We start from the raw sequence: 24,233 nt of genomic DNA on the forward strand, positions 1-24,233 counted from the left end.
CATAGTCTCGCACCGATGGCCGATCTCTTCGACACCGTTCCGGGCCCCGTGCCCGATGGCGCCCCGCGCCCGCTGGCCGACCGGCTGCGCCCGCGCGCGCTGTCGGAGGTGATCGGGCAGGACGAAGTGCTGGGCCCCGAGGGGCCGCTGGGGGTGATGCTGGCCTCGGGCTCGCTCGGCTCGCTGGTGTTCTGGGGGCCGCCCGGCGTCGGCAAGACCACCATCGCCCGGCTGCTCGCGCGCGAGACCGACATGCATTTCGTCCAGATCAGCGCGATCTTCACCGGGGTGCCCGAGTTGCGCAAGGTGTTCGAGGCGGCGAAACACCGGCGCGCGAACGGGCAGGGCACGCTTCTGTTCGTCGACGAAATCCACCGTTTCAACAAGGCCCAGCAGGACGGCTTCCTGCCGCACATGGAGGATGGCACGATCCTGCTCGTCGGGGCGACGACCGAGAACCCCTCGTTCGAACTCAATGCCGCGCTTCTGAGCCGGGCGCAGGTGCTGGTGCTCAAGCGCCTGATCCCGGCCGATCTCGAACGCCTGGCGCAGCGCGCCGAAAAAGACCTCGGCCGCGCCCTGCCGCTCGACGGCCCGGCGCGCGAGGCGCTGATCGAGATGGCGGATGGCGACGGGCGGGCATTGCTCAACCTGATCGAGCAAGTGATGGCTTGGAAGGTCGACGGTAAGCTCGACCGCGACGCGCTTTCCACCCGGCTGATGCGCCGGGCCGCACGCTACGACAAGTCGGGCGACGAGCATTACAACCTGATCTCGGCGCTGCACAAATCGGTGCGCGGCTCCGACCCGGACGCGGCGCTCTACTGGTTCAACCGGATGCTGCTGGGCGGCGAGGACCCGCGCTTCCTGGCCCGCAGGCTTACCCGGATGGCGGTGGAGGATATCGGCCTCGCCGATCCGCAGGCCAATGCCGTTTGCCTTCATGCATGGGAAACCTACGAGCGCCTTGGCAGCCCAGAGGGAGAACTGGCGCTGGCGCAGGCGGTGATCTATCTCGCGCTCGCGCCGAAATCGAACGCGGCCTACGTGGCGCAGAAACAGGCGGCGGCGGCCGCGAAGAAGACCGGCTCGGAACCGCCGCCCAAGCACATCCTGAACGCCCCGACAAAGCTGATGGAAGAACAGGGCTACGGCGCGGGCTATGCCTATGATCACGACGCGCCGGAGGCCTTCTCGGGGCAGAACTATTTCCCCGACACGATGAAGCGCGGGGTCTATTACCTGCCGCCCGAGCGCGGCTTCGAACGTGATCTGAAGAAGCGGGTGGAGTGGTTCGCCAAGCTGCGCGCCAAGCGGCAAACTTGACAAGTCGCGCCGGAGCGACAAGGAAGCCCTCATGAACCTGACCCTTTTCTCCGTGGCTCTCGGCGGCGCACTCGGCGCCTCGGCCCGCTACCTTGCCAACGTCATCGTGGCCCGCGCGGTTGGCCACGGCTTTCCCTATGCCACCATCGTGGTGAACGTGGCGGGTTCGTTCCTGATGGGCGTGCTCGTGGTGGTCCTGGCGCGCAAGGGCGGGCAGGCCTATGCCCCCTTCCTGATGACGGGCGTGCTTGGCGGCTTCACCACTTTCTCGGCCTTCTCGCTCGATACGCTCACCCTGTTCGAGCGCGGCGAGACCGGGCTGGCCGGGCTCTACGTCGGCCTCTCGGTGGCGTTGTCGCTCGGGGCGATCGCGCTTGGCATCCTCGCCACCCGCATGGTGCTGGTGCCATGAGCGGGGTGCAGATGCTCACCGTCGCCGCGGGCGAGGGCGACCAGCGGCTCGACCGGTGGTTTCGCCGGCGTTTCCCGCATGTGTCGCAGGGGCGGATCGAGAAGATGTGCCGCAAGGGCGAGATCCGGGTCGATGGCGGGCGGGTGAAGCCGGCGACGCGGATCGAGGAAGGGCAGGAGGTGCGTATTCCACCGCTGCCCGATGAGGCGGCCCCCGCGCCGAAGCCGGAGACGCCGCGCGTTTCGGATGCCGACGCGAAGATGATCCAGGGCGCGGTGCTCTACCGCGATGATTACATCATCGCGCTCAACAAGCCGCCGGGCCTGCCGAGCCAGGGCGGCTCGAAGCAGACCCGTCATGTCGACGGGTTGGCCGAGGCGCTGCGCTTCGGGCTGGAGGAAAAGCCGCGCCTCGTGCACCGGCTCGACAAGGATACATCGGGCGTTCTCATCATGGCCCGCACCCGGGCCGTCGCCAAGGCGCTCACCGATGCCTTCCGCGCCCGCGATGCGCGCAAGATCTACTGGGCGGTGGTGGCCGGTGTGCCCAGCCCGCGCCGGGGCACGGTGAAGTGGGGTTTGGTGAAGGCGCCCGGGCATGGCGGCCATGGCGAGGGCGAGAAGATGCTCTGCGTCCATCCGGCCGACGTTGACGCCACGCCCGGCGCCAAGCGCGCGGTGACCGATTACACGGTGGTGCAGAACCTCGCCACCCGCGCTGCCTGGGTTGCGCTGGTGCCGGTCACCGGCCGCACCCACCAGCTGCGCGCGCACATGGCCGAGATGGGCCACCCGATCGTGGGCGACGGCAAGTATGGCGGTTCGGGGCAGGAAAACCTCGGCGACGGTTGGGGCGCGATGCTGGGCGGTGACATTTCGCGCAAGCTGCACCTGCACGCGCGCTCGCTCAGCCTGACCCACCCGGTCACGGGCAAGCCGCTGACGTTCACCGCGCCGCTCCCCGAGCACATGGCGCGGACCTGGGCGACGCTCGGGTTCGATGAGATGGACGCGCCGGAAGATCCGTTCGCGGAGGACGGCGGATGGACCTGAGCCTCGTGGTCTTCGATGTCGACGGCACGCTGATCGACAGCCAGGATATCATCGTCACGGCCATGCACCGGGCCTTCGCCGATGCGGGCCGGCCATTGCCGGCGCGCGCGGCGGTGCTCTCGGTGGTGGGGCTTTCGTTGCACGACGCGGTGGCCCGGCTCGCGCCCGAGCTTGACGCGGGCGCCGTGGACGAGACCGTCGCGCGTTACCGCGCGGCCTTCATCGCGCTTCGGGAGGAAACCGGGGGCGAGGCCGCCTCGCCGCTCTATCCCGGTGCACGCGCCGTGGTGGAGGCGCTGCACGCCCGCCCCGAGGTGCTGCTGGGGGTGGCCACCGGCAAGGCCCGGCGCGGTCTCGATCATGCCTTTGCCGGCCATGATCTCGATCGTTTCTTCGTCACCCGCCAGACCGCCGACCTTCATCCTTCCAAGCCGCATCCGGCGATGCTGGAGGCGGCACTGGCGGAAACCGGCGTGGCCCCCGGGCGCGCGGTGATGGTGGGCGATACCACGTTCGATATCGAGATGGCGCGCGGCGCGGGGGTGCTGCCGATCGGCGTGGCCTGGGGCTATCATCCGCCCGAGGCGCTGCATTCGGCCGGGGCGGCGTTCGTGATCGAGAGTTTCGCGCAACTGCCGGCCGTGCTTGAGCAATTCTGGAGGGTTTCAGCATGAGCGGCGCCTGGCAGCCAAAACGGTTCTGGTCGGAGGCGGCGGTGAAAACCGCGGAAGGCGGTTTCACCGTCGTGCTCGACGACCGCCCGGTGCGCACACCGGGCAAGGCCGACCTGGTGATGCCGACGCGGGCGCTGGCCGAGGCGGTGGCGGCGGAATGGGACGCGCAGGAAGGCCTTGTGAAGCCGCAGAACATGCCGCTGACCCGCACGGTCAATTCGGCCATCGACAAGGTTTCGGCGCAGCATGCAGAGATCGGGGCGATGATCGCGGCCTATGGCGAGACCGATCTGCTGTGCTACCGCGCCGAAGCGCCAGAGGGGCTCGTGGACCGGCAGGCAAAGGCCTGGGACCCGTTTCTCGACTGGGCGGCAATCCAACTTGGCGCGCGCTTGCGGGCGACCACGGGCATCGTTCCGGTACCGCAAGACGCCGAGGCGATGACCCGCCTCGCCGCGCAAACGCGGGACTTCGACGCGTTTTCGCTTGCGGGGTTTCACGATCTTGTCGCGCTCAGCGGGTCGCTGATCCTCGGGTTCGCGACGGTGCATCGCTTGAAGGATCCGGAAGAGATCTGGGAGATCTCCCGCATCGACGAGGCGTGGCAGCAGGCGCAATGGGGCGAAGACGAGGAAGCGGCGGAACACACCGCGCTGAAAAAACAGGCATTTCTCGATGCCGCGCGGTTTTTTTCACTCCTTGAGCGTGACGATTGATCGCCAGCCGCCCGTCCGACGCGAAATTCCATGAAAATGCTTGGTCTTAGCCCGAGGCTGATCTCGACGGCAGACTTGACCGATTGGACGGAATCCGCCCAAACTTGTTTCATGGAGGGGGGAATCCCGCTTCGAAATTGCTCCCGGCGCGATGCCGGTAAACGAGACGCCCCTGACAGGGCGATAATCAGGAAGAGGTAAACATGAAAAGAACCGTTATTCTTGGCGCCCTGATGGCTGCCGGCTTTTCGGCTGGCGCGGCGTCGGCAGCGACGTTGGATGACGTCAAGGCACGCGGCAAGCTGAACTGCGGCGTGGCCACCGGCGTGCCCGGCTTCGCATCGCCGGATGCCAGCGGCGAGTGGCAGGGGTTCGACGTTTCCGTCTGCCGTGCCGTTGCCGCCGCCACGCTGGGCGATCCGATGGCCGTGGAATTCGTTCCCACCACCGGCAAGACCCGCTTCACCGCGCTCGCCTCGGGCGAGATCGACATGCTCGCGCGCAACACCACCTGGACCTTCTCGCGCGACGTTGACCTCAAGTTCGATTTCATCGGCGTGAACTACTACGACGGTCAGGGCTACATGGTGCCCAAGGAGCTTGGCGTGAGCTCGGCAAAGGAGCTTGATGGCGCCACGATCTGCATCCAGACCGGCACCACCACCGAACTCAACCTCGCCGACTACTTCCGCGTGAACGGCATGAGCTACGAGCCGGTGCCGATCGAGACCAACGCGGAGGCCCAGCAGCAGTATCTGGCCGGCGCCTGCGACGTGTACACCACCGATGCCTCCGGCCTCGCCGCGACCCGCGCCACCTTCGAAGATCCGACCGCGCACGTGATCCTGCCCGAGATCATCTCGAAAGAGCCGCTCGGTCCGCTGGTGCGCCACGGTGACAACGATTGGGCCGACATCGTGCGCTGGAGCCTCAACGCGCTGATCGCCGCCGAGGAATACGGCGTGACGTCGGCCAACATCGACGAATTGCTCAAGGGCACCGACAACCCCGAGATCAACCGTCTGCTCGGCACCGAGGGCAACCTCGGCGAGATGCTCGGCCTCGACGCCGAGTGGGCCGTGCGTGCCATCAAGGCAAACGGCAACTACGGCGAAATCTTCGCGCGCCACATCGGCGAAGATACCCCGATCGGCCTCGCGCGCGGGCTGAACGCCCAATACCGTGACGGCGGCATCCTCTACGCCCCGCCGTTCCGCTAAGAACAGTGGCGAAGGGCGCGGCACTGGCCGCGCCCTTTTCCGATCCAGGCGACAAAACGCATAAGCAAACACCCGGGCGTTGGCGCGGTGCCGCGCGTGACCCGCACCGGGACGACGGGGATATTACATGACGACACTGACCGACCCGCCCAAGGAGTCGTTTCGTCTGTCGATGTTGCTCAACGACAGCCGCTATCGGTCGATTACCATCCAGATCGTTGCGCTCATTGGATTTCTCACGCTGATTGGCTGGTTGCTCAACAACACCGCGCAGAACCTGGCCGATCTCGGCAAGGAACCGAGCTTTCGCTTCCTCACCCAGCCCGCGGGCTATGACATCAACCAGATGCTCATCGAATATACCAACCAGGACAGCAACCTGCGCGCGGCATTCGTTGGGCTGCTCAATACCCTGATCGTGGCGATCATGGGCTGTATCGCGGCCACGGTTGTCGGGGTTATCGTCGGTGTCCTGCGGCTTTCGAACAACTGGATCCTCGCCCGGCTGATGACGGTCTACGTCGAGATCTTCCGCAACGTGCCGGTGCTGCTCTGGATCGTCTTCACCATGGCGATCCTGATCGAAACGCTGCCCGCGCCGCGTGATTTCAGGGGCGACACGCCCGAAGCGAGCATGTTGCTGGGCGACACCGTGGCGCTGACCAACCGGGGTTTCTATATTCCCGAGCCGCTGTTTTCGCGCAGCCTCGGCGACGTCAGTCTTTTCGGCCAATCCCCGCTGCGCTTCGACGTGAGCCTCGACCTCATCGCGATCATGGCGACGCTCCTGGCCGGTGTGCTCCTCGCCGGGCTGTTCGCCAAGCGCGCCGACCGGATCCAGGCGGCGACCGGGGTTCGGCCGCGCACCTGGCATTGGCGCTTCGGGGTGATCGTGCTGCCCACGGCGGCGCTGCTCGCCGGTCTCGGGCTGCACTTCGGATACCCGGAGCTCAGAGGCTTCAACTTCCAGGGCGGCACCTACATGCGCAACTCGCTGATCGCGCTCTGGCTTGCGCTTTCGCTCTACACCGCCGCCTTCGTCGCCGAGATCGTGCGCGCGGGCATTCTCGCGATCTCGAAGGGGCAGACCGAGGCCGCCGCCGCGCTGGGCCTGCGCCCGCGCCGGATCATGAGCCTCGTGGTGTTGCCACAGGCGCTGAGGGTGATCGTGCCGCCGCTGATCTCGCAATACCTCAATCTCACCAAGAACTCTTCGCTCGCCATCGCGGTGGGCTACATGGATATCACCGGCACCCTGATGGGGATCACCCTCAACCAGACCGGCCGCGAGCTCGAGACGGTGCTGATGACCATGCTGATCTACCTCGTGATCTCGCTGGTGATCTCGGGGGCGATGAACGTCTACAACAATTCCGTGAAGCTCCAGGAGCGCTGATATGACCGATCTGTCCTATGTCCGCACCGAGATGCTTTCCGAGCGAGATCCGCCGCTCTCCACCACGGGGGTGATCGGGTGGATCCGCGAAAACCTGTTCAACGGCCTCTCCAACTCGGTTCTCACGCTGGCCTCGCTGGCCTTCATCTACTGGGTGCTCAGCCATTTCATACCGTGGTTCTGGTCGCCGACGTGGAATGGCACGTCGCTCGGCCAGTGCCGCGAAATGATCGGGGCTGCCGGCAAGGAAAGCGGCGCCTGCTGGGGGGTGATCAACGAACGCTGGCCGCAGATGCTCTTCGGCTTCTACCCGGTCGAAGAGCGTTGGCGGCCGATCCTTGCCTTCGTGCTGATGTTCGTGGCGCTGATCCCGGTGCTGTTCAACATGATCTCGCGGCGGTGGAACTGGTTCCTGCTCGCGCTGGTGCTGTTTGTCACCACCCTGTTCGTCGCCTCCGGCTGGCTGGCCGTGGTTGCGCAGGTTCTGCTCGTGGTCGCGATGATCTGGATCGGCAGATTGATCCTGGTAACAAAGGTTTCGGACCGCGCCGACGAGATCAAGGCCGGGGCAAGGCGGTTGCCCAACCCGCTCATGTTCTCGGCGGCATTCGTGTTCATCATGCCGTGGCTGCTCTGGGGCGGCACGGTCTGGGCACCGATCGCCACCGCCTTCGGCTTCGTCGTCGGCTGGGGCGCCTTTCGCGTGCTCGCGCCGGTGGCCGGAAGCCTGGTGGCGATGATCCTTGGCGTGGTGGCCGCCGTCGTCTGGTGGCTGTTCCTCGTGGGCCCGGTGGCTGCGGGATTGCACGGGCTTCTCCCGGTCGGGCTCGAGCCGGTGCAAAGCCGCAATTTCGGGGGCCTCCTGCTTTCGGTCACCATCGGCGTGGTGGCGATCTCGGTCTCGCTGCCGCTGGGCATCGTGCTCGCGCTTGGCCGCCAGTCCGACCTCATGCTCGTCAAGTGGATGTCGGTGGGGTTCATCGAGTTCATCCGGGGCGTGCCGCTGATCACGCTCCTGTTCGTGGCCTCGTTCCTGCTCAACGTCTTCATGCCGCCGGGCACCAACTTCGATATCATCCTGCGCGTCATCATCATGGCCACGCTGTTCTCGGCCGCCTACATTGCCGAGGTGGTGCGCGGCGGGCTCGCGGCGCTGCCCAAGGGGCAGTATGAAGCCGCCGACGCGCTGGGCCTCGATTACTGGAAGGCGCAGCGGCTGATTATCATGCCGCAGGCGCTGAAAATCTCGATCCCCGGGATCGTCTCGGTCTTCATCGGGCTGTTCAAGGATACCACGCTGGTCTCGATCATCGGCCTGCTCGATCCGATCGGGCTTTCGAATTCGATCAGGGCTGACGTGGCCTGGAACGGGATCGTCTGGGAGCTTTACGGCTTCATCGCCTTCCTGTTCTTCATCATCACCTTCCTGATGTCTCGCTATTCCATGTATCTCGAGCGCCGCCTGCGCACGGATCACCGTTAAGGGAGAACCCCACATGTCCACCTTCGAACTGGAACGCGATGTCGATCGCTCGCACATGCAGGTCTCCGACCGGGTGGCGATCGAAATCCGCAACATGAACAAGTGGTACGGCCAGTTCCACGTGCTGCGCGACATCGACCTCACGGTTTACGAGGGCGAGCGGATCGTGATCTGCGGCCCCTCGGGCTCGGGGAAATCGACGCTGATCCGCTGCATCAACCGGCTGGAGGAGCACCAGGCGGGGGGCATCGTCGTCGATGGCATCGAGCTTTCGTCCGACCTCAAGAACGTCGACAAGGTGCGCTCGGAAGTCGGCATGGTGTTTCAGCACTTCAACCTGTTTCCGCACCTCACGGTGCTCGACAACCTCACGCTCGCCCCGATCTGGGTGCGCAAGACGCCCCGCAAGGAGGCCGAGGAAATCGCGATGCACTACCTCGAAAAGGTCAAGATCCCCGAGCAGGCGCTGAAGTATCCGGGCCAGCTCTCCGGCGGTCAGCAGCAGCGGGTGGCGATCGCGCGGTCGCTCTGCATGAAGCCGCGGATCATGCTGTTCGACGAGCCGACCTCGGCGCTCGACCCGGAGATGATCAAGGAGGTGCTCGACACGATGATCTCGCTCGCCGAGGAGGGCATGACCATGCTCGTGGTGACGCACGAGATGGGTTTTGCCGAGCAGGTCGCCAACCGGGTCATCTTCATGGATGCAGGCCAGATCGTGGAGCAGAACGCGCCCAGCGAGTTCTTCAACAACCCGCAGTCTGACCGCACCAAGCTGTTCCTCAGCCAGATTCTCTGAGCCGGGCAAACTGGTTCGGGAAGGGCGCGCCTTCGGGTGCGCCCTTTCGCGTTCAGATCAGATCGCGGGCAAAGACCAGGTCGACGATGCGGCCCGATCGCCAAACCACGCCGCCCCAGTCGCTGAACTCGAAGTCGATGACGGTGGTGGCAGCGGTGGGGTAGCGGCCGAAGCGCGCATCGGGGGGCGGCACCTCGACGATGCCCTGCGCGAAATAGGCCGCACCGGGATTATGCGCCACTATCATCACCACCCGGCCGGTGGCTTCGCGCAGCGCCGCCAGCATGCCCTCGGGCTCGGCGTTATAGAGATCAGGCCGGATCACCGCAGCGGGGGCCGCATCGAAGGCCCCTGCGATCAGCTCCCAGGTTTCGCGGGTGCGCGTGGCAGAGGAAACCAGCGCCTCGTCGGGCACGTAGCCGCGGGCCGCGAGCCAGGCGCCGACCGCCTGCGCCGAGGCCCGGCCCCGGTTGTTGAGCGGGCGCTCGTGGTCGTCCATCATCGGATCGCTCCACGATGACTTGGCATGGCGGGTAAGGATCAGACGCAAGGTCATCGCGGGTGAAACGCCTTCATGTGGAAACGGGATTGCCCCTCGTTCCTACCGTATGCTTGCCCGACGGGGCAAGCGCGCCGAGCGGCGCAGCCGCGCTCGTGGCAGTCGGTGCCGGCGGCGGTGTCGAGAAAGCCGCGGCAAGCCGCCACGTCGTAGGTCTCGGGCGCGAGCGCGCCGACCGGGCAGGCGGTGCGGCAGGGCTGGTCGGCGCAGGTTTCGCAGGGGTTCTCGCCGCCCGGCAGGGCAACAGCACCGGGCAGGCGCACCGCGCCACGAAACGACAGCCACAGCCCCAGCCGATCATGCACCAGAAGCCCGACAGGCGAGGGCCAGACCCGGCCCGTGGCCAGCGCCCAGGCGATGAACGGCGGCCACGGCGGCCCGTCGGAGGGAAACACCGCCTCACCGTCCCAGGCGTCGGCCAGCGCGCCGATCACGCGTTTCGACCAGCGGTCGAGCGGATCGGGCGCGCCGTCGGAATACTCGGGCGCGGCGGTGAAAGCGGGCCAGAAGCCGGGCTCGCGCGGGGCAAGAAGCAGCACGGTCGCGCCGCCATCGGGCGCGGCGCCGATCAATTCGAGGTGCTGCCGGGCCGCGTCGTCGGCATGGCTTGGTTCGTTCGGGGGCGTCATCAGCCCTGGCGGATCAGCGAGCCCGCGCCGTGCTCGGTGAACAGTTCGAGCAGGCAGGCGTTGGGCGTGCGTCCGTCGAGGATGACCACGGCGCGCACGCCGCCGTTGAGCGCCATTAGCGCGGTTTCGGTCTTCGGGATCATGCCGCCCGCGATCACGCCCGCGGTGGTAAGATCAATGATGTCGTGGGCCTTGAGCTCGGTGATGACCTTGCCGTCCTGATCCTTCACCCCTTCCACGTCGGTCAGCAGCAGGAGCCGGTCGGCCTTCAGCGCGGCGGCCACCGCGCCAGCGGCGGTATCGCCGTTGACGTTGAAGGTCTCGCCGTTGCGGCCCATGCCTATCGGCGCGATGACGGGGATGATCTCCGCCTCGAACAGCTTGGTGAGCACCGTCGGGTCCATCTCGGACGGTGTGCCGACAAAACCGAGGTCGGGGTCGGTCTGGTCGCAGACCATCAATTTTGCGTCCTTGCCGGTGAGGCCCACCGCGCGCCCGCCGGCGTCGCTGATCGCCTGCACGATGCGCTTGTTGACCCGGCCGGCGAGCACCATCTCGACCACTTCCATCGTTGCCGCGTCGGTGACGCGCTTGCCGTGCACGAATTCGCTCGAGACATTGAGCCGCTTGAGCAGATCGTTGATCATCGGTCCGCCGCCATGCACCACGACCGGGTTCACCCCCACCTGCCGCATCAGCACGATATCGCGCGCAAAGGAATTCATCGCCTCGTCGTCGCCCATGGCGTTGCCGCCGAACTTGATGACGACGGTCGCGCCCTCGTAGCGCTGCAGGTAGGGCAGGGCTTCGTTCAGGGTGCGGGCGGTGGCGATCCAGTCTCGCTGCATGGTCTGCTTTCTCATCAGTCTTCCTCGGGCGGGCTGTGCCCTTCGTCTACCCGCGCCACGCCCGGCTGCCAAGGGGCATTGCCTCCGCCCGGGCTTGCGCTAGGCTGAGCGAAAAAGGGGCCAGGCTATGAGCGACAGACAGAAAACGCTGCTGCTGACCGGCGCGAGCCGGGGCATCGGCCATGCCACCGTGCGCAAGTTCAACCGCGAAGGGTGGCGGGTGATCACCTGTTCGCGCCACCCTTTTCCCGAGCAATGCCCTTGGGGCGGCGGCGCGGAAAACCACGTTCAGATCGACCTTGCCGATCCCGCCGACACGATCAACGCCGTCGGCCTGATCCAGGAAAAGCTGGGCGGCCATCTCGACGCGCTGGTGAACAACGCCGGGATTTCGCCGAAGGGCCCCGATGGCGAGCGGCTGTCGACCCTCAACACCGATCTGCGCGATTGGGGCCATGTCTTCCACGTCAATTTCTTCGCCTCGGTGGTGCTCGCGCGCGGGCTGAAAGACGAGCTGGCGTCGGCGCAGGGCTCGGTGGTCAACGTCACCTCGATCGCGGGCAGCCGGGTCCACCCTTTCGCGGGCGCGGCCTATGCCACCTCGAAGGCGGCGCTCGCCGCACTGACGCGGGAAATGGCGCATGATTTCGGCCCCCTCGGCGTGCGGGTCAACGCCATCGCGCCGGGCGAGGTGAAGACCGCGATTCTGAGCCGGGGAACCGAGAAGATCGTTGAGCAATTGCCACTGCGCCGCCTCGGTCAGCCGGAAGAAGTGGCCGACGTGATCTATTTCCTGTGCTCGGATTCCTCATCCTATATCTCGGGCACGGAGATCGAGGTGAACGGGGGGCAGCATGTCTGAGCCAGGGGAGAGCGGAAGCGAAGCAGGGCGGAGCCGCGAAACCGGAAACCGCCCGTCGCCGACCCCGGAGGCGCTGGCCAGCCTGCAAGGCTTGTTGATGCGCGGGGCATTCGCGCAGGCGCTCGAAGTGGCGGAGCGGCTGGCGCAGCAATACCCGGGACACGCGCGGGTCGAAAACATGCTCGGACTCGCGCAGATGCAATCAGGCCAGGTCGAACCCGCACTTGCGGCCTTCGCGCGCGCCAATGCCGCCGATCCTCGCTTTGCCGGGGCTTATATCAATCGCGCCAATCTGCTGATCGCGCTTGGACGATTTGCCGCGGCCGTGCCGGTCTGTGAAGCCGCGCTCGCCGCAGTGGCGGGGGCTGAGGAGGCGGCGAAGGCCCATCACCTGCTCGCCGTGGCTCATGCCAGTACGGGTGCGCGCGTGGCGGCAGAGGGCGCGTTTCGGGCTGCCATCGCCGCGAACCCCGACATGGTCGCTGCCCATGCCGGGCTGGGTGGGCTATTGGCAACTCTCGGGCGCTTCAACGAGGCGGTGGCGGTGCTCGAGGCTGCGGCACAACGCTGGCCGGACGATACTTCCATCGCCCGAAACTTCGGTACCGCTTTGATCGAGCTTGGCCGCTTCGAGGCGGCCGTGGATGTGCTTGAGCCGGCCGGGTCGCGCAATCCCTTAGATGCGCCGCTCCAGATCGCCCGCGTGCGGGCACTACGCGGCGCTGGCCGGATCGAGGCTGCCACCGAGGCAGCGGAGGCGGCGATCCGGGCCGAGCCGCGTTCGGCGGAAGCGCATGGCCTGCTCGGATCCTGCCGTCGCGCGCTTGGCGACGAAACCGGGGCGATCGCCGCCTATGACGCCGCGCTGGAGATCGCGCCCGATGATCCCACGGCGCTGGTTGCGCGTTGGCGGATGTCGCCCCTGCCGCCCGGCCACCCGGGGCGTGATCGCATCGCGGCGCGGCTTGCCGATCCGGCGACCGCGCCGGATTTGCGCACCGCGCTGGAACTCGTCCTGTTCGCGGCCGATGACAAGGCCGGCCACACCGAGGCGGCCTTCGATCACCTGATTCGCGCGGGCCGTGCGAAACGGGCGGCGCGACCCTACGACATCGAGGCACAGGCCCGGATGTTCGAGGCGATCCGGGGCATGTTCACCGCATCGATCGCGCCGCTTGAGGGCATCGAGCCGGTGCCGGTGCGACCCGTTTTCATCGTCGGCATGCCGCGCTCGGGCACATCGCTCGTTGAACAGATCCTGGCGAGCCATCCTTCGGTTTTCGGTGGCGGCGAATTGCCGGTGCTGGGCCGGGCCATGGCGGAAGCGGGCTGGGGTGCGGGCCGGATCGGCGCGGCGCCGAGTGCCGAGATGCTCGGACGCCTGCGCCGGACATATCTTGATGCTCTTGCCGCTCTGGGCAGCAATCGGCCGGTGATCACCGACAAGACGCCGATGAATTTCCGCTGGCTGGGCTTCGCCCTGGCGGCTCTCCCGGAGGCGCGGGTGCTGGTCATGCGGCGTGACGCGCGGGCGACCTGCTTTTCCAACCTGACCCACGACCTCTCAGGCCGAGCCAACGATTTTGGCGCCGACATGGTCGACACCGCCGAGATGTATCTCCTTCATCTCAATCTCGTCGGGCATTGGCAGCAACACTATCCCGACCGGATTTCCATCGTGCCCTATGAACGGCTCACCGAGAACCAGGAATCCGAAAGCCGCGCAATCGTCGCGGCGGCGGGCTTGGCGTGGGATCCGGCTTGTCTCGCTTTCCACGAGACCCGGCGGGCGGTGCGAACCGCTTCGGCCGAGCAGGTGCGGCGGCCGATCTATACCGGGAGCTCAGAGGCGTGGCGGCGATATGCGCAGCATCTTCGCCCGATGTTGGAACGGCTGAAGGGGCTCTGACGCCGGCATCAAAACCTATTCCAGCGTGGAGATGATCGCACGCAGGGTTTCGATCCCGTCGCCCTTTTCGGAAGAGGTGACCACCAGTTCGGGGAAGGCGGCCGGATGTTTCGCGAGCGCGCCGCGCACCTGGGTGAGAACGCGCTCACGGTCTTCCAGCTTGATCTTGTCGGCCTTGGTCAGCACCACCTGGAAGGTGACTGCCGCGCGGTCGAGCAGCGCCATGATTTCTTCGTCAACGGCCTTCACCCCGTGGCGCGCGTCGATCAGGACGAAGGCCCGGCGAAGGCTGGCGCGGCCGGCGAGATAGGCCTTGAGCAGGCGTTGCCATTTCTCCACCACCTTCACCGGCGCGTTGGCGAAGCCGTAACCGGGCAGGTCAACGAGATAGGGGCCGCCGGTCGTGGTGAAGAAGTTGATTTCCTGGGTCCGGCCCGGCGTGTTGGACGCCCGGGCAAGCCCCTTGCGCCCAGTGAGCGCATTGATCAGCGACGATTTGCCCACGTTCGAACGCCCGGCGAAGCAGACTTCGAGCCGGTCGTCGGGCGGCAGCCCGTCCATCGCCACGACACCCTTGAGAAACTCGGTGGGCGCAGCGAAGAGCAGGCGCCCGGCCTCGCGCGCTTCGTCGTCGGGGGCTTCGGCCAGCGGGAAGGGCAGGGGTGCGCTCACGACAGAACCTCGACGGCATCGCCCGCGCGCAGATCGCCGGTTTTGACCACCACCGCGTAAACGCCCATCTCCGCGGCGCCGAGGATCTCGTTCAGCGCGCCCAGCGTATCGGCATCGCGTTCGCCGGTGCGCGTGCTGGCCTGTGTCGCGGCGCAGCGGGTGATGCTCTCGCGGATTTCCAGCTCGGCGAGGCCCACCCGGATGCGCTTCCCGATCCACGCGCGCTCGGCGAAGGCGTCGACGTTCTCCAGGATCAGGTTGCCGCGCCAGCGGTTGGGCGAAAGCTGTTGGCCGAGCTGTGCCGCGACCTCGCGGTGCGAGTTCATGTTGATCAGCGAGATCGAGGGATAGCTCGTATCGGTCATCGCCTTGCCCGGTGCGCGCACCAGGCGGGCGGGCAGAAGGCGGCCACCGTGGCTGATCGGCATGACCCACTGGATGAAATCGAGCGCGTCGTTCTCGTTGTCGGGGTCGATGGTGAGATCTGGCAGCTTCGGATGGCTCAGCGTGAGGCGCTGGAAGGGCATGTCGCTGTGCAGGGTGATCGCCTGCAGGCTGGGCGAATGCGCCACCCGCTTGAACTCGGAGCAGGGCTGCCAGGACGGGCGCTCGTGATCGAAACAGGAGCGTTCATGCGCCACCGCCCAGCGACGATCCCACGGAATCGCCTTGCCCTCGGTCAGAAGCACATGCGTCAGGCTCTCGCGGCCGTGAGACTTGATCGGATGCCGCCAGATCTGAGCGACATGCGCGATCATTTTTTATCGTCCTTGGGTTTGCGCTTGAAGCTCGACTTGATGTTGCCGAACAGGTCGGGCTTGTGACCGTGGCTCAGCATGATGGTGTATTGCTGGGTGAAGGTCAGCACGTTGTTGGCGATCCAGTAGAGCACCAGGCCGGAGGCGAAGGTGCCCAGCATGAACATGAACACCCAGGGCAGCCAGCCCATGATCATCGCCTGCGTCGGGTCCGTGGGGGCCGGGTTGAGCTTCTGCTGGAGCCACATCGACACGCCGAGCAGGATCGGCAGGATGCCGAGCGAGAAGAAGGCGATCATGCTGTCGGGGCCGGGTGCCGCATAGGGCAGAAGGCCGAAGAGGTTGAAGATCGAGCTTGGATCGGGCGCGGAGAGATCGCGGATCCAGCCGATCCAGGGCGCGTGGCGCAATTCGAGGGTGACGAAGATCACCTTGTAGAGCGAGAACCAGATCGGGATCTGCAGCAGGATGGGCAGGCAGCCGGAGGCCGGGTTGACCTTCTCGCGCTTGTAGAGCTCCATCATCTCCTTCTGCTGCGCCTGTTTGTCGTCGCCGACGCGCTCCTTGATCTTTTCCATCTCCGGCTGCAGTTCGCGCATCCGCGCCATCGACACGTAGGATTTGTAGGAGAGCGGGAAGAGCACCAGCTTGATCACCACGGTCAGGCCGATGATCGCCCAGCCCATGTTGCCGATCAGCATGTTGAGCCAGTGAAGCACGGCGAACATCGGCTTGGTGATGAAGAAGAACATCCCCCAGTCGATCGAATCGAGGAAGCGGTAGATGCCCTCCGAATTCTCGTATTCGCGGATCGTTTCCCATTCCTTGGCGCCGGCGAACAGGCGGGTGGTGCTGCTCGTGCTTGCGCCCGGCGCGACCTCGACGGTGGGCAGGCGCACCTCGGTCTGGAAGATGTCGGCCGCGGTGGCGTATTTCGCCACCGAGGTGAAGGCCTGCCCCGGTTCCGGGGCGAGCACGGTCATCCAGTAATGGTCGGTGAAGCCGATCCAGCCGTTCTCGGTCACCTGCATGGTCTCGGCCGCGGCGCCCTCGCGCGGGTCGAGCTCGAACTTGGTGACATCCTTGTAGCTGACCTCGGAAAGTTCCTGGTCGGTCTGCCGCACCACGCCCTCGTGCAGGATGAAGAACCCCTTGAGATCATCGGGCATTCCGTGGCGCGCGATCACGCCGTAGGGGGCGAGGCGCTGCGCTGCGCCGGAGCCGTTCTCGACCGATTGCGTGACCGTGAACATGTAGTTCTCGTCCACCGCGATGGTGCGGCGAAAGGTCATGTTCCGGGCGTTGGTCCAAGACAGGGTGACCGGTGTGGAGGGCGTCAGCCGCTCGCCGTTCTCGATCTCCCATGCGGTTGTGGCGCCGGGAACGTCGCCAAGCTCGAGGGCGCCGCCGGGGGCCCAGCCGTAGAGCGCGTAATAGGCGTCATCCTGGCCCGCGGGCGTGAGCAGGGTGACGATGTCGGCGTCATCGTCGATCGTTTCGCGGTAGCCCTTGAGCCGCAGATCGTCGATCCGGCCGCCGAGGAGCGAGATCGAGCCCTCGAGGTCGGGTGTGTCGATCTCGATGCGCGGGCTTTCGGCGAGGGCGGAACTGCGGTCCTCCTCGGGCGAGGTCGCCACGCCGGCGGTGGTCGCCGCGTCGACACCGGCCGCCGGGGGCGTCGCAACGTCACCGTCGGCGGCGGTTTCGCCGGCGAGCGGCGCGGTCGTGTCGAGGGCTGGCTCAACCGGCGGAAACAGGAGCGTCCAGGCCGTGATCACCAGAAAGCTGAGCACAAGCGCCAGTATCGTGTTCTGGGTCTGGGTTTTCATCGCTCCACCACGTCGGTTTTCGGTCACGGTGGTTCAACAGGGGAGGGGCCGAAAGGTCAAGCAGTTTTCCCGGAAGGCCGGGGCTCGGCGCATTCGCGGCCGCGCGTTCCGGTCAGGCGGGCGAAGGTGCGAAGAGGTGGCACGGCCCGGGGGGCCGCGGTGTGGCGTCAACCCGCCTGGCGCGGCAGCCGGGGATGATCGCAGATCCTTCTCTGGTTTTCGATGATCCAGGCCCCGGTTTCTTCAAACGGCATCGGCTTGGCGATGGAATAGCCCTGCACATGGCTGCAGCCGAGTTGCGACAGCATGGCGTGTTCGCCATGGCTTTCCACGCCCTCGCCCAGGGTTGCCAACCCGAGGCGCTCGGCCATGGTGAGGATCGCCGCCACCATGTTCTGCTGGTCACGATCGGTGTCGACCCGGGTGACGAAGGAACGGTCGATCTTGATCCGGTTCACGTTGAAGCGCCGGATGTTCGCAATCGAGGCGTGGCCGGTTCCGAAATCGTCAAGGTCGATCGGGCAGCCCAGTTTCGACAGCGCCGCGATATTGCGCGTCACCACGTCGTCGTCGGACTTGGCCACCACGTCTTCGAGAACCTCGATGGTGAGGCGTTCCGGGGCAAGATCGAAACGGTCGAGCTCCCAGCGCAGCTTGTCGAACAGCTCCGGGTTGCGCAGCTCGTCGGGCGAGAAATTGACCGCGACGGTGGGCACTTCGAGCCCCGCACGGTCCCATTCGCGGATCGCCGTGAGGGCGTTGAAAAGGATCACTTCACCCAATCGCTCGAACAGCCCGGCGCGGGCGATCGCCGGGAGGAAGGCGCCCGGCGCGATCCGCCCCTTTTCCGGGTGTTCCCAGCGCGCGAGCGCCTCGAACCCGGTGAGGGCGCCGGTATCGGTCGAGATCTGGGGTTGAAACCAGGGGCGGATCTGGCCGTCTTCAAGCGCCCGCACCACCTCCTTGGTCAGCGCATCCGGAACGGAGACGCGGGGGCGCATCGCCCGGGTGAAGGCCCGGATCGAGGCAGGGCCGGATCTCTGGGCTTCGGCCAATGCGCTCTCGGCCGCGGCGAGATAGGCATCGCCGGTCTGGTCCGGCACCCGGCCCGGGAGCGCGAAACCGACGCAAGCGGTCACCAGGATCCGCGCGCCGTCGATCGAGAACGGCGCGGCGATCGCTTCCTGCAGACGGGTGGAGAGCCGGATCATGGTTTCCAGATCGACCCGCGGGGTCTTTTCCATCGCGATGCCGAATCGTCCGTTGCCGAGGCTCGCGATCAAATCGTCGCGCCGCATGACGCCCGCGATCCGCTCGCTCGTCTGGCGCAAGATCGCCTCGGCACCACTTTCACCATACATGCCCTGCAGACCGCGAAAGTTGTCGATCTCGATCACCAGGCCGACACGTGCTTGCGAGTCGTTCCCGCCGGTAGCCCGCGCGGTGATATCGAGATGCCGAACCAGGTGATCGCGCCCGGGCAGACCGGTGACGGAATCGCGGGGCGACCGGAGGTCAAGGCCGCGGCTTGCCAGCCCGGCGAAGGCGATCAGCGCAGGCAGGATCACGGCGGCGACAAGCAGGACGCCTTCGCCGCCGAACCAGTACGCGCCGAGCATCACGGCGGGAAGAAAGGCCGCCAGCTGCGGGCCGAGAAACACGGAGCGAATGAACCTGCCCGCGGTCCGTATCTGATTGCCGGTGCCAAACGCCATGCAACGTGCCTCCTCGCCCGGGCTCATCGCCCTTCGGGTGCACTCTAGGTGCCGGGAGTCAACCTCAGGTTAACACGCGCGGGGATTCATTCATCCCCGCTCGCGGGCGCGCCCCGCGCAAGCCCCGCGAAATCGAACAGGGCCGGGTCGAGCAGGTGCGAGGGCCGGGTGTTGGAGAGCGCCTTGAACATCTTCTGCCGCCGCCCCGGGCTGCGGCGCTCCCATTCGTCGAGCATCGCCTTGATCTGCTGGCGTTGCAGCCCGTCCTGCGAGCCGCAGAGATCGCAGGGGATGATCGGGTAGTTCATCGCCGCGGCGAACCGGGCGCAATCCTCCTCGGCCACGTGCGCGAGCGGGCGGTAGACGAAGAGATCGCCCTCCTCGTTCACCAGCTTGGGCGGCATGGTTGCCAGCCGCGAGCCATGGAAGAGGTTGAGAAAGAAGGTTTCGAGAATATCGTCGCGGTGATGGCCGAGGACCAGGGCGGAACATCCTTCCTCGCGCGCGATGCGGTAGAGATGCCCGCGCCTCAGGCGCGAGCACAGCGCGCAATAGGTGCGGCCCTGGGGCACCTTGTCGGTGACGATGGAATAGGTGTCCTGGTATTCGATCCGGTGCGGCACACCCATCTTTTCGAGAAAGGCGGGCAGCACGGTGGCGGGAAATCCGGGCTGGCCCTGGTCGAGGTTGACCGCGAGCAGATCCACCGGCAGCAGCCCGCGCCATTTCAACTCGGTCAGCACGGCCAGCAGGGTGTAGCTGTCTTTTCCGCCCGACAGCGCCACCAGCCATTTCGCGCCGCGCTCCACCATGCCGTATTGCTCGATCGCCTCGCGCACGCCGCGCACGATCCGCTTGCGCAGCTTCTTGAACTCGGTCGTCGAGGGCGCGCCGGCGAGCAGCGGGTGGATATCGTCGGTGTTGTCGAACATGGCCGCGTCATACGCCTGGCGCGCGCATCGGGCAAGCGGGCTCGTTTCCAGAGCCACGCCCGCCCGATGCGTCACATCCACGGGCCGCGAAGCCGGGGCGGAGGTTCGCCGCGTTCGGGCAGGCCGATATCGCGGCGCAGTTGGTCGGGCAACGCGGCGGCGTTGCGCCGGGTGCGCAGGCGTCGACCCAGAACCGTCGCGAGCGCGCGCAGAACCGTGGCGGCGCCGTGCCGGTCGATCAGGTTGGCAAGGGTCGTATCAGGGGGAAAATTCCCCGTATCGAGCGTGGTGTCTTGCATCGAAATCAGCCGGTGCTGACGCACCGGTCCCATACAGATAAGCGAAAGAAGGGGCTTGAGCCGCGATGGGGCGGACAGCCGGGTGTCAGGAGATGATCAGGAGCCCCGGGGTCGGGGACGGGTGGCCTAGCAGGCGCGGGTGCGCGGCTGGGCGACCTTGAGCCCGACGGGACGGCGGCTCGCGGATACGGTGATCGTCATGAAGCGCCCTCCTTGCTTGATGTGTCGGACGACGGCCTCATAGCATGGGCGCGGCGCGGAACCAGCTTTTTGTTGCCAGCCGTTGCAGGACAGTGTCGCATGTGGCGAGCGCGCCACGCTGCATCGTGACCCACCACGTGCCGCCGCCATCGGGCAGAGGCGCGCAGCGTCATCGGGACTAGTGGTCGTGCGGGTCGTCCTTGCCGCGTGGCTCGGGCACCGGATCGTAGCCCGACCCGCCCAGCGGGTGACACGACAGGATGCGCTTCGCGGCCAGGTAGCCGCCCCTCAGCCCGCCGTGCTTTTCAAGCGCCTCCAGCGCATAGGCCGAGCAGGTGGGCTGGTAACGGCAGGAATGGCCGACCCAGGGGCTTAGCACCGCGCGATAGGCGCGCACTGGCAGGGAAAGGACAAAGGCAAACGGACTCATGCGCGCGATATAGGGCCGCGCGGGCGCTCGGGCCAGAGGCACCGGGTGCGGCAATTCAGCGGAGCGGCTGCGCCGCGCTTTGTTTTTTGGCAGGGGGGCGCCGCCCCCCTGCATCCCCCCGAGGTATTTTTCGACCCAACAAGGACATCGGGGGAAGGCGGAAGGCCCGGGCCGGACCTTCCCCCGGGTCCGGCTCAGTAGCCGCCCTTGCGCCGGCTCTCCGGCAGGCCGGCGATGCGTCCGCCCTGCTTGGAGGGATCGAGCGGGAACAGCGCATAGAGCGCGTCCTGTTTGATCTTCTCGCCCCACTTGTCGCTCATCGCCTTGATGATCGCGCGGGTATTGGGCTGGTTCTCGCGGTTGTCGAAGTATTCTTCGCGCAGGTAGTTGATCACGTCCCAGTGCCGCTCGGTCAATTCGCCAACTTCTTCCGCCTCGGCCATGGCGCGGGCGAGGTCTTCGCTCCAGTCTTCCAGGTTCACGAGGTAGCCGGTTGCGGTGGTTTCGACCGACTGGCCGTTGAATTCGAAAGCCATGATATCCTCCATATCCTCCCAGATGCTCGCAGGGGCGAACATTCAAACATTATGATAAGCGATTTTCACCAAGCGGGCGCGCGGGTCAAGAGGCAGGGCGCGGGCTGTGCAACTTCGCGAGCGCGCGCATCAGATCGGCACGCATCTCGTCGAACGGGTGCCGGGTGGTCGCGTCGGCGCGGGCGACGAGCACGTAATCCCAGCCAGGCTTGCCGGCGACGGGCAGGATTTCACGGGCGAGGGCGCGCAGCCGCCGCTTGGCGCGGTTGCGGGTCACGGCGTTGCCGACCTTTTTCGAAGCGGTGAACCCGACCCGGATGGTGGCAGAATCATCCCGCTTGCGGGCTTGCAGCAGAAACGCCGGCATAGGCGCCTTGCGCGCCCGGGCGCAGGCCAGAAAATCGGCGCGTTTCTTGAGGGTTTCCAGGCAAACGGAAACCGCCGGGGGCGTATCCGTCGTCACGGGAGCCTCCGGCGGTTTCATCGTCTCTTGGTCTGGGGCGCCGCGGCTCAGGCGCTGAGCGACTTGCGGCCCCGGGCGCGGCGCGCGTTCAGGATCTTGCGGCCGGCCTTCGTCGCCATGCGCGCACGGAAGCCGTGGCGGCGCTTGCGAACGAGGTTCGAGGGTTGGTAGGTGCGTTTCATCGCCCGTCTCCGTTTCACACAGACCCATGACCCCGATGGATTCGGGGGCCGTTACATTCGAAGCCCGTTCTATATGCGGGGTTTGGCGGCAAGTCAAACGCCGGGGCGCGGTTTTCGGCTTTTCCTGTAACATTCGCACGCGGGGGATCAATCGGGCGTGAGAGAGCGTAACGAAGGGTGGGCATCGTGAGTCCGAAGGCGCATCTTCACGCGGACTCCGGAGGCCCGATGAAAACCGCGAAAACCCGACTGTTCAGGCAATTGCCCTTTCTTGCCATTCTCGCGGCGGCGCTGGTCGGCGCCGTGTTTCTCAGGCCCTACCTCGGGTTCGACGCGCTGGCCGAGCACCGCGACGCGCTGGTGGGGCTGGTGGCGGCGCATTACGGGTTCGCCGCGCTGGGCTTCGTTGCGGCCTATATCGTCATCGTGGCGCTGTCGTTGCCCGGTGCGACGGTGGCCACGCTCACCGGCGGCTTTCTCTTCGGCCTGTTCCCGGGGGTGTTCTTCAATCTCGCCGGCGCGACCATCGGCGCGATCCTGATCTTTCTCGCCGCCCGGATGGGCCTTGGCGAGCGTCTCGCGGCGCGGATCGACGCTTCGCCCGGCGCGGTGCAGCGGCTGAAACGGGGAATCGACGAGAACCAATGGTCGGTGCTTTTCCTGATGCGCCTCGTGCCGGTGGTGCCGTTCTTCGTGGCCAACGTGGTGCCAGCTTTGCTGAACGTGCCGCTCAGGCGGTTCGTGATCACCACCGCGCTTGGCATCGTGCCCGGAGGGTTGGTCTATACTTCGGTCGGCGCGGGCCTCGGGGAAATCCTGGAAGCGGGCGAGCAGCCCGATCTGGGCGTGATCTTCGAGCCGCATATCCTCGGCCCGATCCTCGGCCTCGCGGCGCTGGCGGCGTTGCCGATGGTGCTGCGGCTGTTTCGCAAGGAGGTGCGGGCATGAACCGGATCGATACGGATATCTGCATCATCGGTGCAGGCTCGGGCGGGCTGTCGGTGGCGGCCGGCGCGGCGCAGATGGGCGCGCGCGTGGTGCTGATCGAGGCGGGCGCGATGGGCGGCGATTGCCTGAACGCGGGCTGCGTGCCGTCGAAGGCGCTCTTGCATGCGGCCGCGTCGGACATGGGCTGGGACGCCGCGCATGAGCATGTGCGCGCCACCATCGCAGCGATCGCCCCGCATGATTCGGTGGAGCGTTTCGAGGGGCTCGGGGTCAGGGTGATCAGGGGGTTCGCGCGTTTCTCCGGCCCGCGCGAGGTGACGGTGGACGGCACCACGGTGCGCGCGCGGCGGATCGTGATCGCCACCGGCTCACGCCCGCGCCTGCCCGATGTGCCGGGGCTGACCGAGGTGCCCCTCCTCACCAACGAGACGATCTTCGATCTCGCCGAACGGCCCGAGCCCCTGCTGATTCTCGGCGGTGGCCCGATCGGCATGGAAATGGCCCAGGCTCACCGCCGCCTTGGCTGCGATGTCACCGTGATCGAGCCGGCCTGCGTGCTTGGCCGCGACGATCCCGAGGCCGTCGCGCTTGTCACCGCTTCGCTCGAGGCGGAAGGCGTGGCCTTCGAGGAAGGCGCGGTTCCGGTGCGGGTGAGCGGCACGGATGGCGGAGTTGAGGTCGTGCTGGACGATGGCCGCACGCTCACCGGCTCGCATCTTCTCGTCGCCACCGGCCGGGTCGCTTCCGTCGAGGAGCTGGACCTCGACAAGGCCGGCGTGGAGACGACGCCCGCCGGCGTGAAGGTCGACGCCCGGCTGCGCAGCAGCAACCGGCGCGTTTATGCGATCGGAGACGTGGCGGGGGGCATGCAGTTCACCCATGTTGCCGGCTACCAGGCCGGGGTGATCGTGCGGTCGATGCTGTTCGGCTTGCCCGCGAAGGCGCGCACGGCGCACATCCCGCGCGTGACCTATACCGCGCCCGAGCTTGCGCAAGTGGGTCTGACAGAGGCCGAGGCGCGCGCGGCACATGGTGCGGCGCTTGAGGTGGTGCGCGCCGATTTCGCCGGGAATGACCGCGCGGTGGCCACGGAGAACACCGAGGGCTTCCTCAAGGTCATGATCCACAAGGGCCGCCCGGTGGGGGCCACGATGGTCGGGCCGGGGGCGGGTGAACAGATCACGCTCTGGGCGCTGGCGCTCTCCGCCCGGCTTAAGATGAGCGCCATTGCCGGGATGGTCGCGCCCTATCCGACGATGGCAGAAATTTCCAAACGAGCCGCTGGCACCTATTTCTCGCCGCGCCTATTTGATAACCCGAATGTGAAACGTCTTGTTCGGGCCGTGCAAAGGTTCGTGCCCTGAGACGAGGCGCGCGGGGAGG

26 protein-coding genes are annotated in these 24,233 nt (G+C 66.6%); 13 read left to right on the forward strand and 13 right to left on the reverse strand.

Translation table 11 applies throughout. From position 1 onward, the window contains the following. Positions 1–15 precede the first annotated feature (15 nt). The 9 genes from IEW01_RS03205 (at position 16) to IEW01_RS03245 (ending at position 9,078) form a co-directional block, all read left to right on the forward strand. Entirely contained in the window at positions 16–1,326 is a 1,311-nt protein-coding gene (locus IEW01_RS03205; RefSeq protein WP_188526143.1) for a replication-associated recombination protein A, read from the forward strand. A 31-nt stretch (positions 1,327–1,357) separates the two neighbouring features. Beyond that, the gene (gene crcB / locus IEW01_RS03210) at positions 1,358–1,738 is read left to right on the forward strand and encodes a fluoride efflux transporter CrcB (RefSeq protein ID WP_188526144.1); all 381 of its coding nucleotides are present in this window, start codon (positions 1,358–1,360) and stop codon (positions 1,736–1,738) included. Beyond that, positions 1,735–2,790, forward strand: coding sequence for an RluA family pseudouridine synthase (locus IEW01_RS03215; protein WP_188526145.1), 1,056 nt, complete (start codon positions 1,735–1,737; stop codon positions 2,788–2,790). The genes crcB and IEW01_RS03215 overlap by 4 nt, the downstream gene beginning before the upstream one ends. Continuing rightward, complete coding sequence (locus IEW01_RS03220) at positions 2,781–3,464, forward strand: HAD-IA family hydrolase (RefSeq protein WP_188526146.1); 684 nt, start codon at positions 2,781–2,783, stop codon at positions 3,462–3,464. Before IEW01_RS03215 ends, IEW01_RS03220 begins: the two co-directional genes overlap by 10 nt. Next, positions 3,461–4,180, forward strand: a complete 720-nt coding sequence (locus IEW01_RS03225) for an ATP12 family chaperone protein (RefSeq protein ID WP_188526147.1) — start codon at positions 3,461–3,463, stop codon at positions 4,178–4,180. Before IEW01_RS03220 ends, IEW01_RS03225 begins: the two co-directional genes overlap by 4 nt. Positions 4,181–4,383: 203 nt before the next feature. Continuing rightward, positions 4,384–5,400 (forward strand): amino acid ABC transporter substrate-binding protein, encoded by a 1,017-nt coding sequence (locus tag IEW01_RS03230; RefSeq protein WP_188526148.1) that lies wholly within the window; start codon positions 4,384–4,386, stop codon positions 5,398–5,400. 127 nt (positions 5,401–5,527) lie between these two features. Then, positions 5,528–6,796 (forward strand): amino acid ABC transporter permease, encoded by a 1,269-nt coding sequence (locus IEW01_RS03235; protein ID WP_188526149.1) that lies wholly within the window; start codon positions 5,528–5,530, stop codon positions 6,794–6,796. A gap of 1 nt (position 6,797) precedes the next feature. After that, the gene (locus IEW01_RS03240; RefSeq protein ID WP_188526150.1) at positions 6,798–8,279 is read left to right on the forward strand and encodes an amino acid ABC transporter permease; all 1,482 of its coding nucleotides are present in this window, start codon (positions 6,798–6,800) and stop codon (positions 8,277–8,279) included. A 13-nt stretch (positions 8,280–8,292) separates the two neighbouring features. After that, on the forward strand, positions 8,293–9,078 hold the full coding sequence (locus tag IEW01_RS03245; RefSeq protein WP_188526151.1) for an amino acid ABC transporter ATP-binding protein: 786 nt from the start codon (positions 8,293–8,295) through the stop codon (positions 9,076–9,078). Between the two features lie 52 nt (positions 9,079–9,130). Here the strand turns inward: IEW01_RS03245 and IEW01_RS03250 are convergent, their stop codons facing one another. Genes IEW01_RS03250 through argB form a run of 3 tightly spaced genes read right to left on the reverse strand, consistent with a single transcriptional unit; the run spans position 9,131 to position 11,129 of the window. Continuing rightward, positions 9,131–9,634: a SixA phosphatase family protein gene (locus IEW01_RS03250; protein WP_188526152.1), complete on the reverse strand. Its 504-nt coding sequence runs from the start codon at positions 9,632–9,634 to the stop codon at positions 9,131–9,133. Further along, positions 9,631–10,266, reverse strand: a complete 636-nt coding sequence (locus tag IEW01_RS03255) for a ferredoxin (protein ID WP_229738029.1) — start codon at positions 10,264–10,266, stop codon at positions 9,631–9,633. Before IEW01_RS03255 ends, IEW01_RS03250 begins: the two co-directional genes overlap by 4 nt. Next, on the reverse strand, positions 10,266–11,129 hold the full coding sequence (argB, locus tag IEW01_RS03260) for an acetylglutamate kinase (protein WP_188526153.1): 864 nt from the start codon (positions 11,127–11,129) through the stop codon (positions 10,266–10,268). The genes IEW01_RS03255 and argB overlap by 1 nt, the downstream gene beginning before the upstream one ends. A gap of 112 nt (positions 11,130–11,241) precedes the next feature. On the opposite strand from argB, the gene IEW01_RS03265 reads away from it, so the two are divergent. Both IEW01_RS03265 and IEW01_RS03270 read left to right on the forward strand, forming a co-directional pair. Next, positions 11,242–11,976: an SDR family NAD(P)-dependent oxidoreductase gene (locus IEW01_RS03265; protein ID WP_188526154.1), complete on the forward strand. Its 735-nt coding sequence runs from the start codon at positions 11,242–11,244 to the stop codon at positions 11,974–11,976. Between the two features lie 97 nt (positions 11,977–12,073). Continuing rightward, on the forward strand, positions 12,074–13,885 hold the full coding sequence (locus IEW01_RS03270) for a tetratricopeptide repeat-containing sulfotransferase family protein (protein WP_188526155.1): 1,812 nt from the start codon (positions 12,074–12,076) through the stop codon (positions 13,883–13,885). A 15-nt stretch (positions 13,886–13,900) separates the two neighbouring features. On the opposite strand, the gene yihA is transcribed toward IEW01_RS03270, so the two are convergent. The 10 genes from yihA to rpmH all read right to left on the reverse strand — a co-directional run bounded on the left by yihA (position 13,901) and on the right by rpmH (position 21,902). Next, a complete protein-coding gene (yihA, locus tag IEW01_RS03275; RefSeq protein ID WP_188526156.1) occupies positions 13,901–14,557 on the reverse strand; it encodes a ribosome biogenesis GTP-binding protein YihA/YsxC in 657 nt (218 codons plus the stop codon). Continuing rightward, positions 14,554–15,315 (reverse strand): MOSC domain-containing protein, encoded by a 762-nt coding sequence (locus tag IEW01_RS03280; protein ID WP_188526157.1) that lies wholly within the window; start codon positions 15,313–15,315, stop codon positions 14,554–14,556. Before IEW01_RS03280 ends, yihA begins: the two co-directional genes overlap by 4 nt. Further along, on the reverse strand, positions 15,312–17,144 hold the full coding sequence (gene yidC / locus IEW01_RS03285; protein ID WP_188526158.1) for a membrane protein insertase YidC: 1,833 nt from the start codon (positions 17,142–17,144) through the stop codon (positions 15,312–15,314). The genes IEW01_RS03280 and yidC overlap by 4 nt, the downstream gene beginning before the upstream one ends. A 167-nt stretch (positions 17,145–17,311) precedes the next feature. Continuing rightward, on the reverse strand, positions 17,312–18,859 hold the full coding sequence (locus IEW01_RS03290) for a putative bifunctional diguanylate cyclase/phosphodiesterase (protein WP_188526159.1): 1,548 nt from the start codon (positions 18,857–18,859) through the stop codon (positions 17,312–17,314). Between the two features lie 86 nt (positions 18,860–18,945). Continuing rightward, positions 18,946–19,791: a tRNA 2-thiocytidine(32) synthetase TtcA gene (gene ttcA / locus IEW01_RS03295; RefSeq protein WP_188526160.1), complete on the reverse strand. Its 846-nt coding sequence runs from the start codon at positions 19,789–19,791 to the stop codon at positions 18,946–18,948. Positions 19,792–19,862: 71 nt separating this feature from the next. Beyond that, entirely contained in the window at positions 19,863–20,123 is a 261-nt protein-coding gene (locus tag IEW01_RS03300; protein WP_188526161.1) for a hypothetical protein, read from the reverse strand. A 346-nt stretch (positions 20,124–20,469) separates the two neighbouring features. Next, positions 20,470–20,721, reverse strand: coding sequence for a membrane protein insertion efficiency factor YidD (gene yidD / locus IEW01_RS03305; RefSeq protein WP_188526162.1), 252 nt, complete (start codon positions 20,719–20,721; stop codon positions 20,470–20,472). Positions 20,722–20,915: 194 nt separating this feature from the next. Further along, entirely contained in the window at positions 20,916–21,257 is a 342-nt protein-coding gene (locus IEW01_RS03310) for a TusE/DsrC/DsvC family sulfur relay protein (protein WP_188526163.1), read from the reverse strand. Positions 21,258–21,342: 85 nt separating this feature from the next. Continuing rightward, on the reverse strand, positions 21,343–21,741 hold the full coding sequence (gene rnpA / locus IEW01_RS03315; RefSeq protein ID WP_188526164.1) for a ribonuclease P protein component: 399 nt from the start codon (positions 21,739–21,741) through the stop codon (positions 21,343–21,345). Between the two features lie 26 nt (positions 21,742–21,767). After that, positions 21,768–21,902 carry a 50S ribosomal protein L34 gene (gene rpmH / locus IEW01_RS03320; RefSeq protein WP_005980833.1) on the reverse strand — a complete coding sequence of 45 codons (135 nt, stop codon included), beginning with the start codon at positions 21,900–21,902 and terminating at the stop codon, positions 21,768–21,770. A gap of 228 nt (positions 21,903–22,130) precedes the next feature. On the opposite strand from rpmH, the gene IEW01_RS03325 reads away from it, so the two are divergent. Together IEW01_RS03325 and IEW01_RS03330 are read left to right on the forward strand one after the other, a co-directional pair. After that, positions 22,131–22,850, forward strand: coding sequence for a TVP38/TMEM64 family protein (locus tag IEW01_RS03325; RefSeq protein ID WP_188526165.1), 720 nt, complete (start codon positions 22,131–22,133; stop codon positions 22,848–22,850). After that, positions 22,847–24,214, forward strand: coding sequence for a dihydrolipoyl dehydrogenase family protein (locus tag IEW01_RS03330; RefSeq protein ID WP_188526166.1), 1,368 nt, complete (start codon positions 22,847–22,849; stop codon positions 24,212–24,214). The genes IEW01_RS03325 and IEW01_RS03330 overlap by 4 nt, the downstream gene beginning before the upstream one ends. The last annotated feature ends 19 nt before the right edge of the window (positions 24,215–24,233 follow it).

Source organism: Sinisalibacter lacisalsi, assembly GCF_014640115.1.
GTDB classification, from domain to species: Bacteria; Pseudomonadota; Alphaproteobacteria; order Rhodobacterales; family Rhodobacteraceae; genus Sinisalibacter; species Sinisalibacter lacisalsi.

What these genes read in the sequence shown, in the direction of transcription:
- IEW01_RS03205 (WP_188526143.1), top strand. Translation starts at nt 16, where the DNA reads ATGGCCGATCTCTTCGACACCGTTCCGGGCCCCGTGCCCGATGGCGCC.
- crcB (WP_188526144.1), top strand. Translation starts at nt 1,358, where the DNA reads ATGAACCTGACCCTTTTCTCCGTGGCTCTCGGCGGCGCACTCGGCGCC.
- IEW01_RS03215 (WP_188526145.1), top strand. Translation starts at nt 1,735, where the DNA reads ATGAGCGGGGTGCAGATGCTCACCGTCGCCGCGGGCGAGGGCGACCAG.
- IEW01_RS03220 (WP_188526146.1), top strand. Translation starts at nt 2,781, where the DNA reads ATGGACCTGAGCCTCGTGGTCTTCGATGTCGACGGCACGCTGATCGAC.
- IEW01_RS03225 (WP_188526147.1), top strand. Translation starts at nt 3,461, where the DNA reads ATGAGCGGCGCCTGGCAGCCAAAACGGTTCTGGTCGGAGGCGGCGGTG.
- IEW01_RS03230 (WP_188526148.1), top strand. Translation starts at nt 4,384, where the DNA reads ATGAAAAGAACCGTTATTCTTGGCGCCCTGATGGCTGCCGGCTTTTCG.
- IEW01_RS03235 (WP_188526149.1), top strand. Translation starts at nt 5,528, where the DNA reads ATGACGACACTGACCGACCCGCCCAAGGAGTCGTTTCGTCTGTCGATG.
- IEW01_RS03240 (WP_188526150.1), top strand. Translation starts at nt 6,798, where the DNA reads ATGACCGATCTGTCCTATGTCCGCACCGAGATGCTTTCCGAGCGAGAT.
- IEW01_RS03245 (WP_188526151.1), top strand. Translation starts at nt 8,293, where the DNA reads ATGTCCACCTTCGAACTGGAACGCGATGTCGATCGCTCGCACATGCAG.
- IEW01_RS03250 (WP_188526152.1), bottom strand. Translation starts at nt 9,634, where the DNA reads ATGACCTTGCGTCTGATCCTTACCCGCCATGCCAAGTCATCGTGGAGC.
- IEW01_RS03255 (WP_229738029.1), bottom strand. Translation starts at nt 10,266, where the DNA reads ATGACGCCCCCGAACGAACCAAGCCATGCCGACGACGCGGCCCGGCAG.
- argB (WP_188526153.1), bottom strand. Translation starts at nt 11,129, where the DNA reads ATGAGAAAGCAGACCATGCAGCGAGACTGGATCGCCACCGCCCGCACC.
- IEW01_RS03265 (WP_188526154.1), top strand. Translation starts at nt 11,242, where the DNA reads ATGAGCGACAGACAGAAAACGCTGCTGCTGACCGGCGCGAGCCGGGGC.
- IEW01_RS03270 (WP_188526155.1), top strand. Translation starts at nt 12,074, where the DNA reads ATGCGCGGGGCATTCGCGCAGGCGCTCGAAGTGGCGGAGCGGCTGGCG.
- IEW01_RS03280 (WP_188526157.1), bottom strand. Translation starts at nt 15,315, where the DNA reads ATGATCGCGCATGTCGCTCAGATCTGGCGGCATCCGATCAAGTCTCAC.
- yidC (WP_188526158.1), bottom strand. Translation starts at nt 17,144, where the DNA reads ATGAAAACCCAGACCCAGAACACGATACTGGCGCTTGTGCTCAGCTTT.
- IEW01_RS03290 (WP_188526159.1), bottom strand. Translation starts at nt 18,859, where the DNA reads ATGGCGTTTGGCACCGGCAATCAGATACGGACCGCGGGCAGGTTCATT.
- ttcA (WP_188526160.1), bottom strand. Translation starts at nt 19,791, where the DNA reads ATGTTCGACAACACCGACGATATCCACCCGCTGCTCGCCGGCGCGCCC.
- IEW01_RS03300 (WP_188526161.1), bottom strand. Translation starts at nt 20,123, where the DNA reads ATGGGACCGGTGCGTCAGCACCGGCTGATTTCGATGCAAGACACCACG.
- yidD (WP_188526162.1), bottom strand. Translation starts at nt 20,721, where the DNA reads ATGAGTCCGTTTGCCTTTGTCCTTTCCCTGCCAGTGCGCGCCTATCGC.
- IEW01_RS03310 (WP_188526163.1), bottom strand. Translation starts at nt 21,257, where the DNA reads ATGGCTTTCGAATTCAACGGCCAGTCGGTCGAAACCACCGCAACCGGC.
- rnpA (WP_188526164.1), bottom strand. Translation starts at nt 21,741, where the DNA reads ATGAAACCGCCGGAGGCTCCCGTGACGACGGATACGCCCCCGGCGGTT.
- rpmH (WP_005980833.1), bottom strand. Translation starts at nt 21,902, where the DNA reads ATGAAACGCACCTACCAACCCTCGAACCTCGTTCGCAAGCGCCGCCAC.
- IEW01_RS03325 (WP_188526165.1), top strand. Translation starts at nt 22,131, where the DNA reads ATGAAAACCGCGAAAACCCGACTGTTCAGGCAATTGCCCTTTCTTGCC.
- IEW01_RS03330 (WP_188526166.1), top strand. Translation starts at nt 22,847, where the DNA reads ATGAACCGGATCGATACGGATATCTGCATCATCGGTGCAGGCTCGGGC.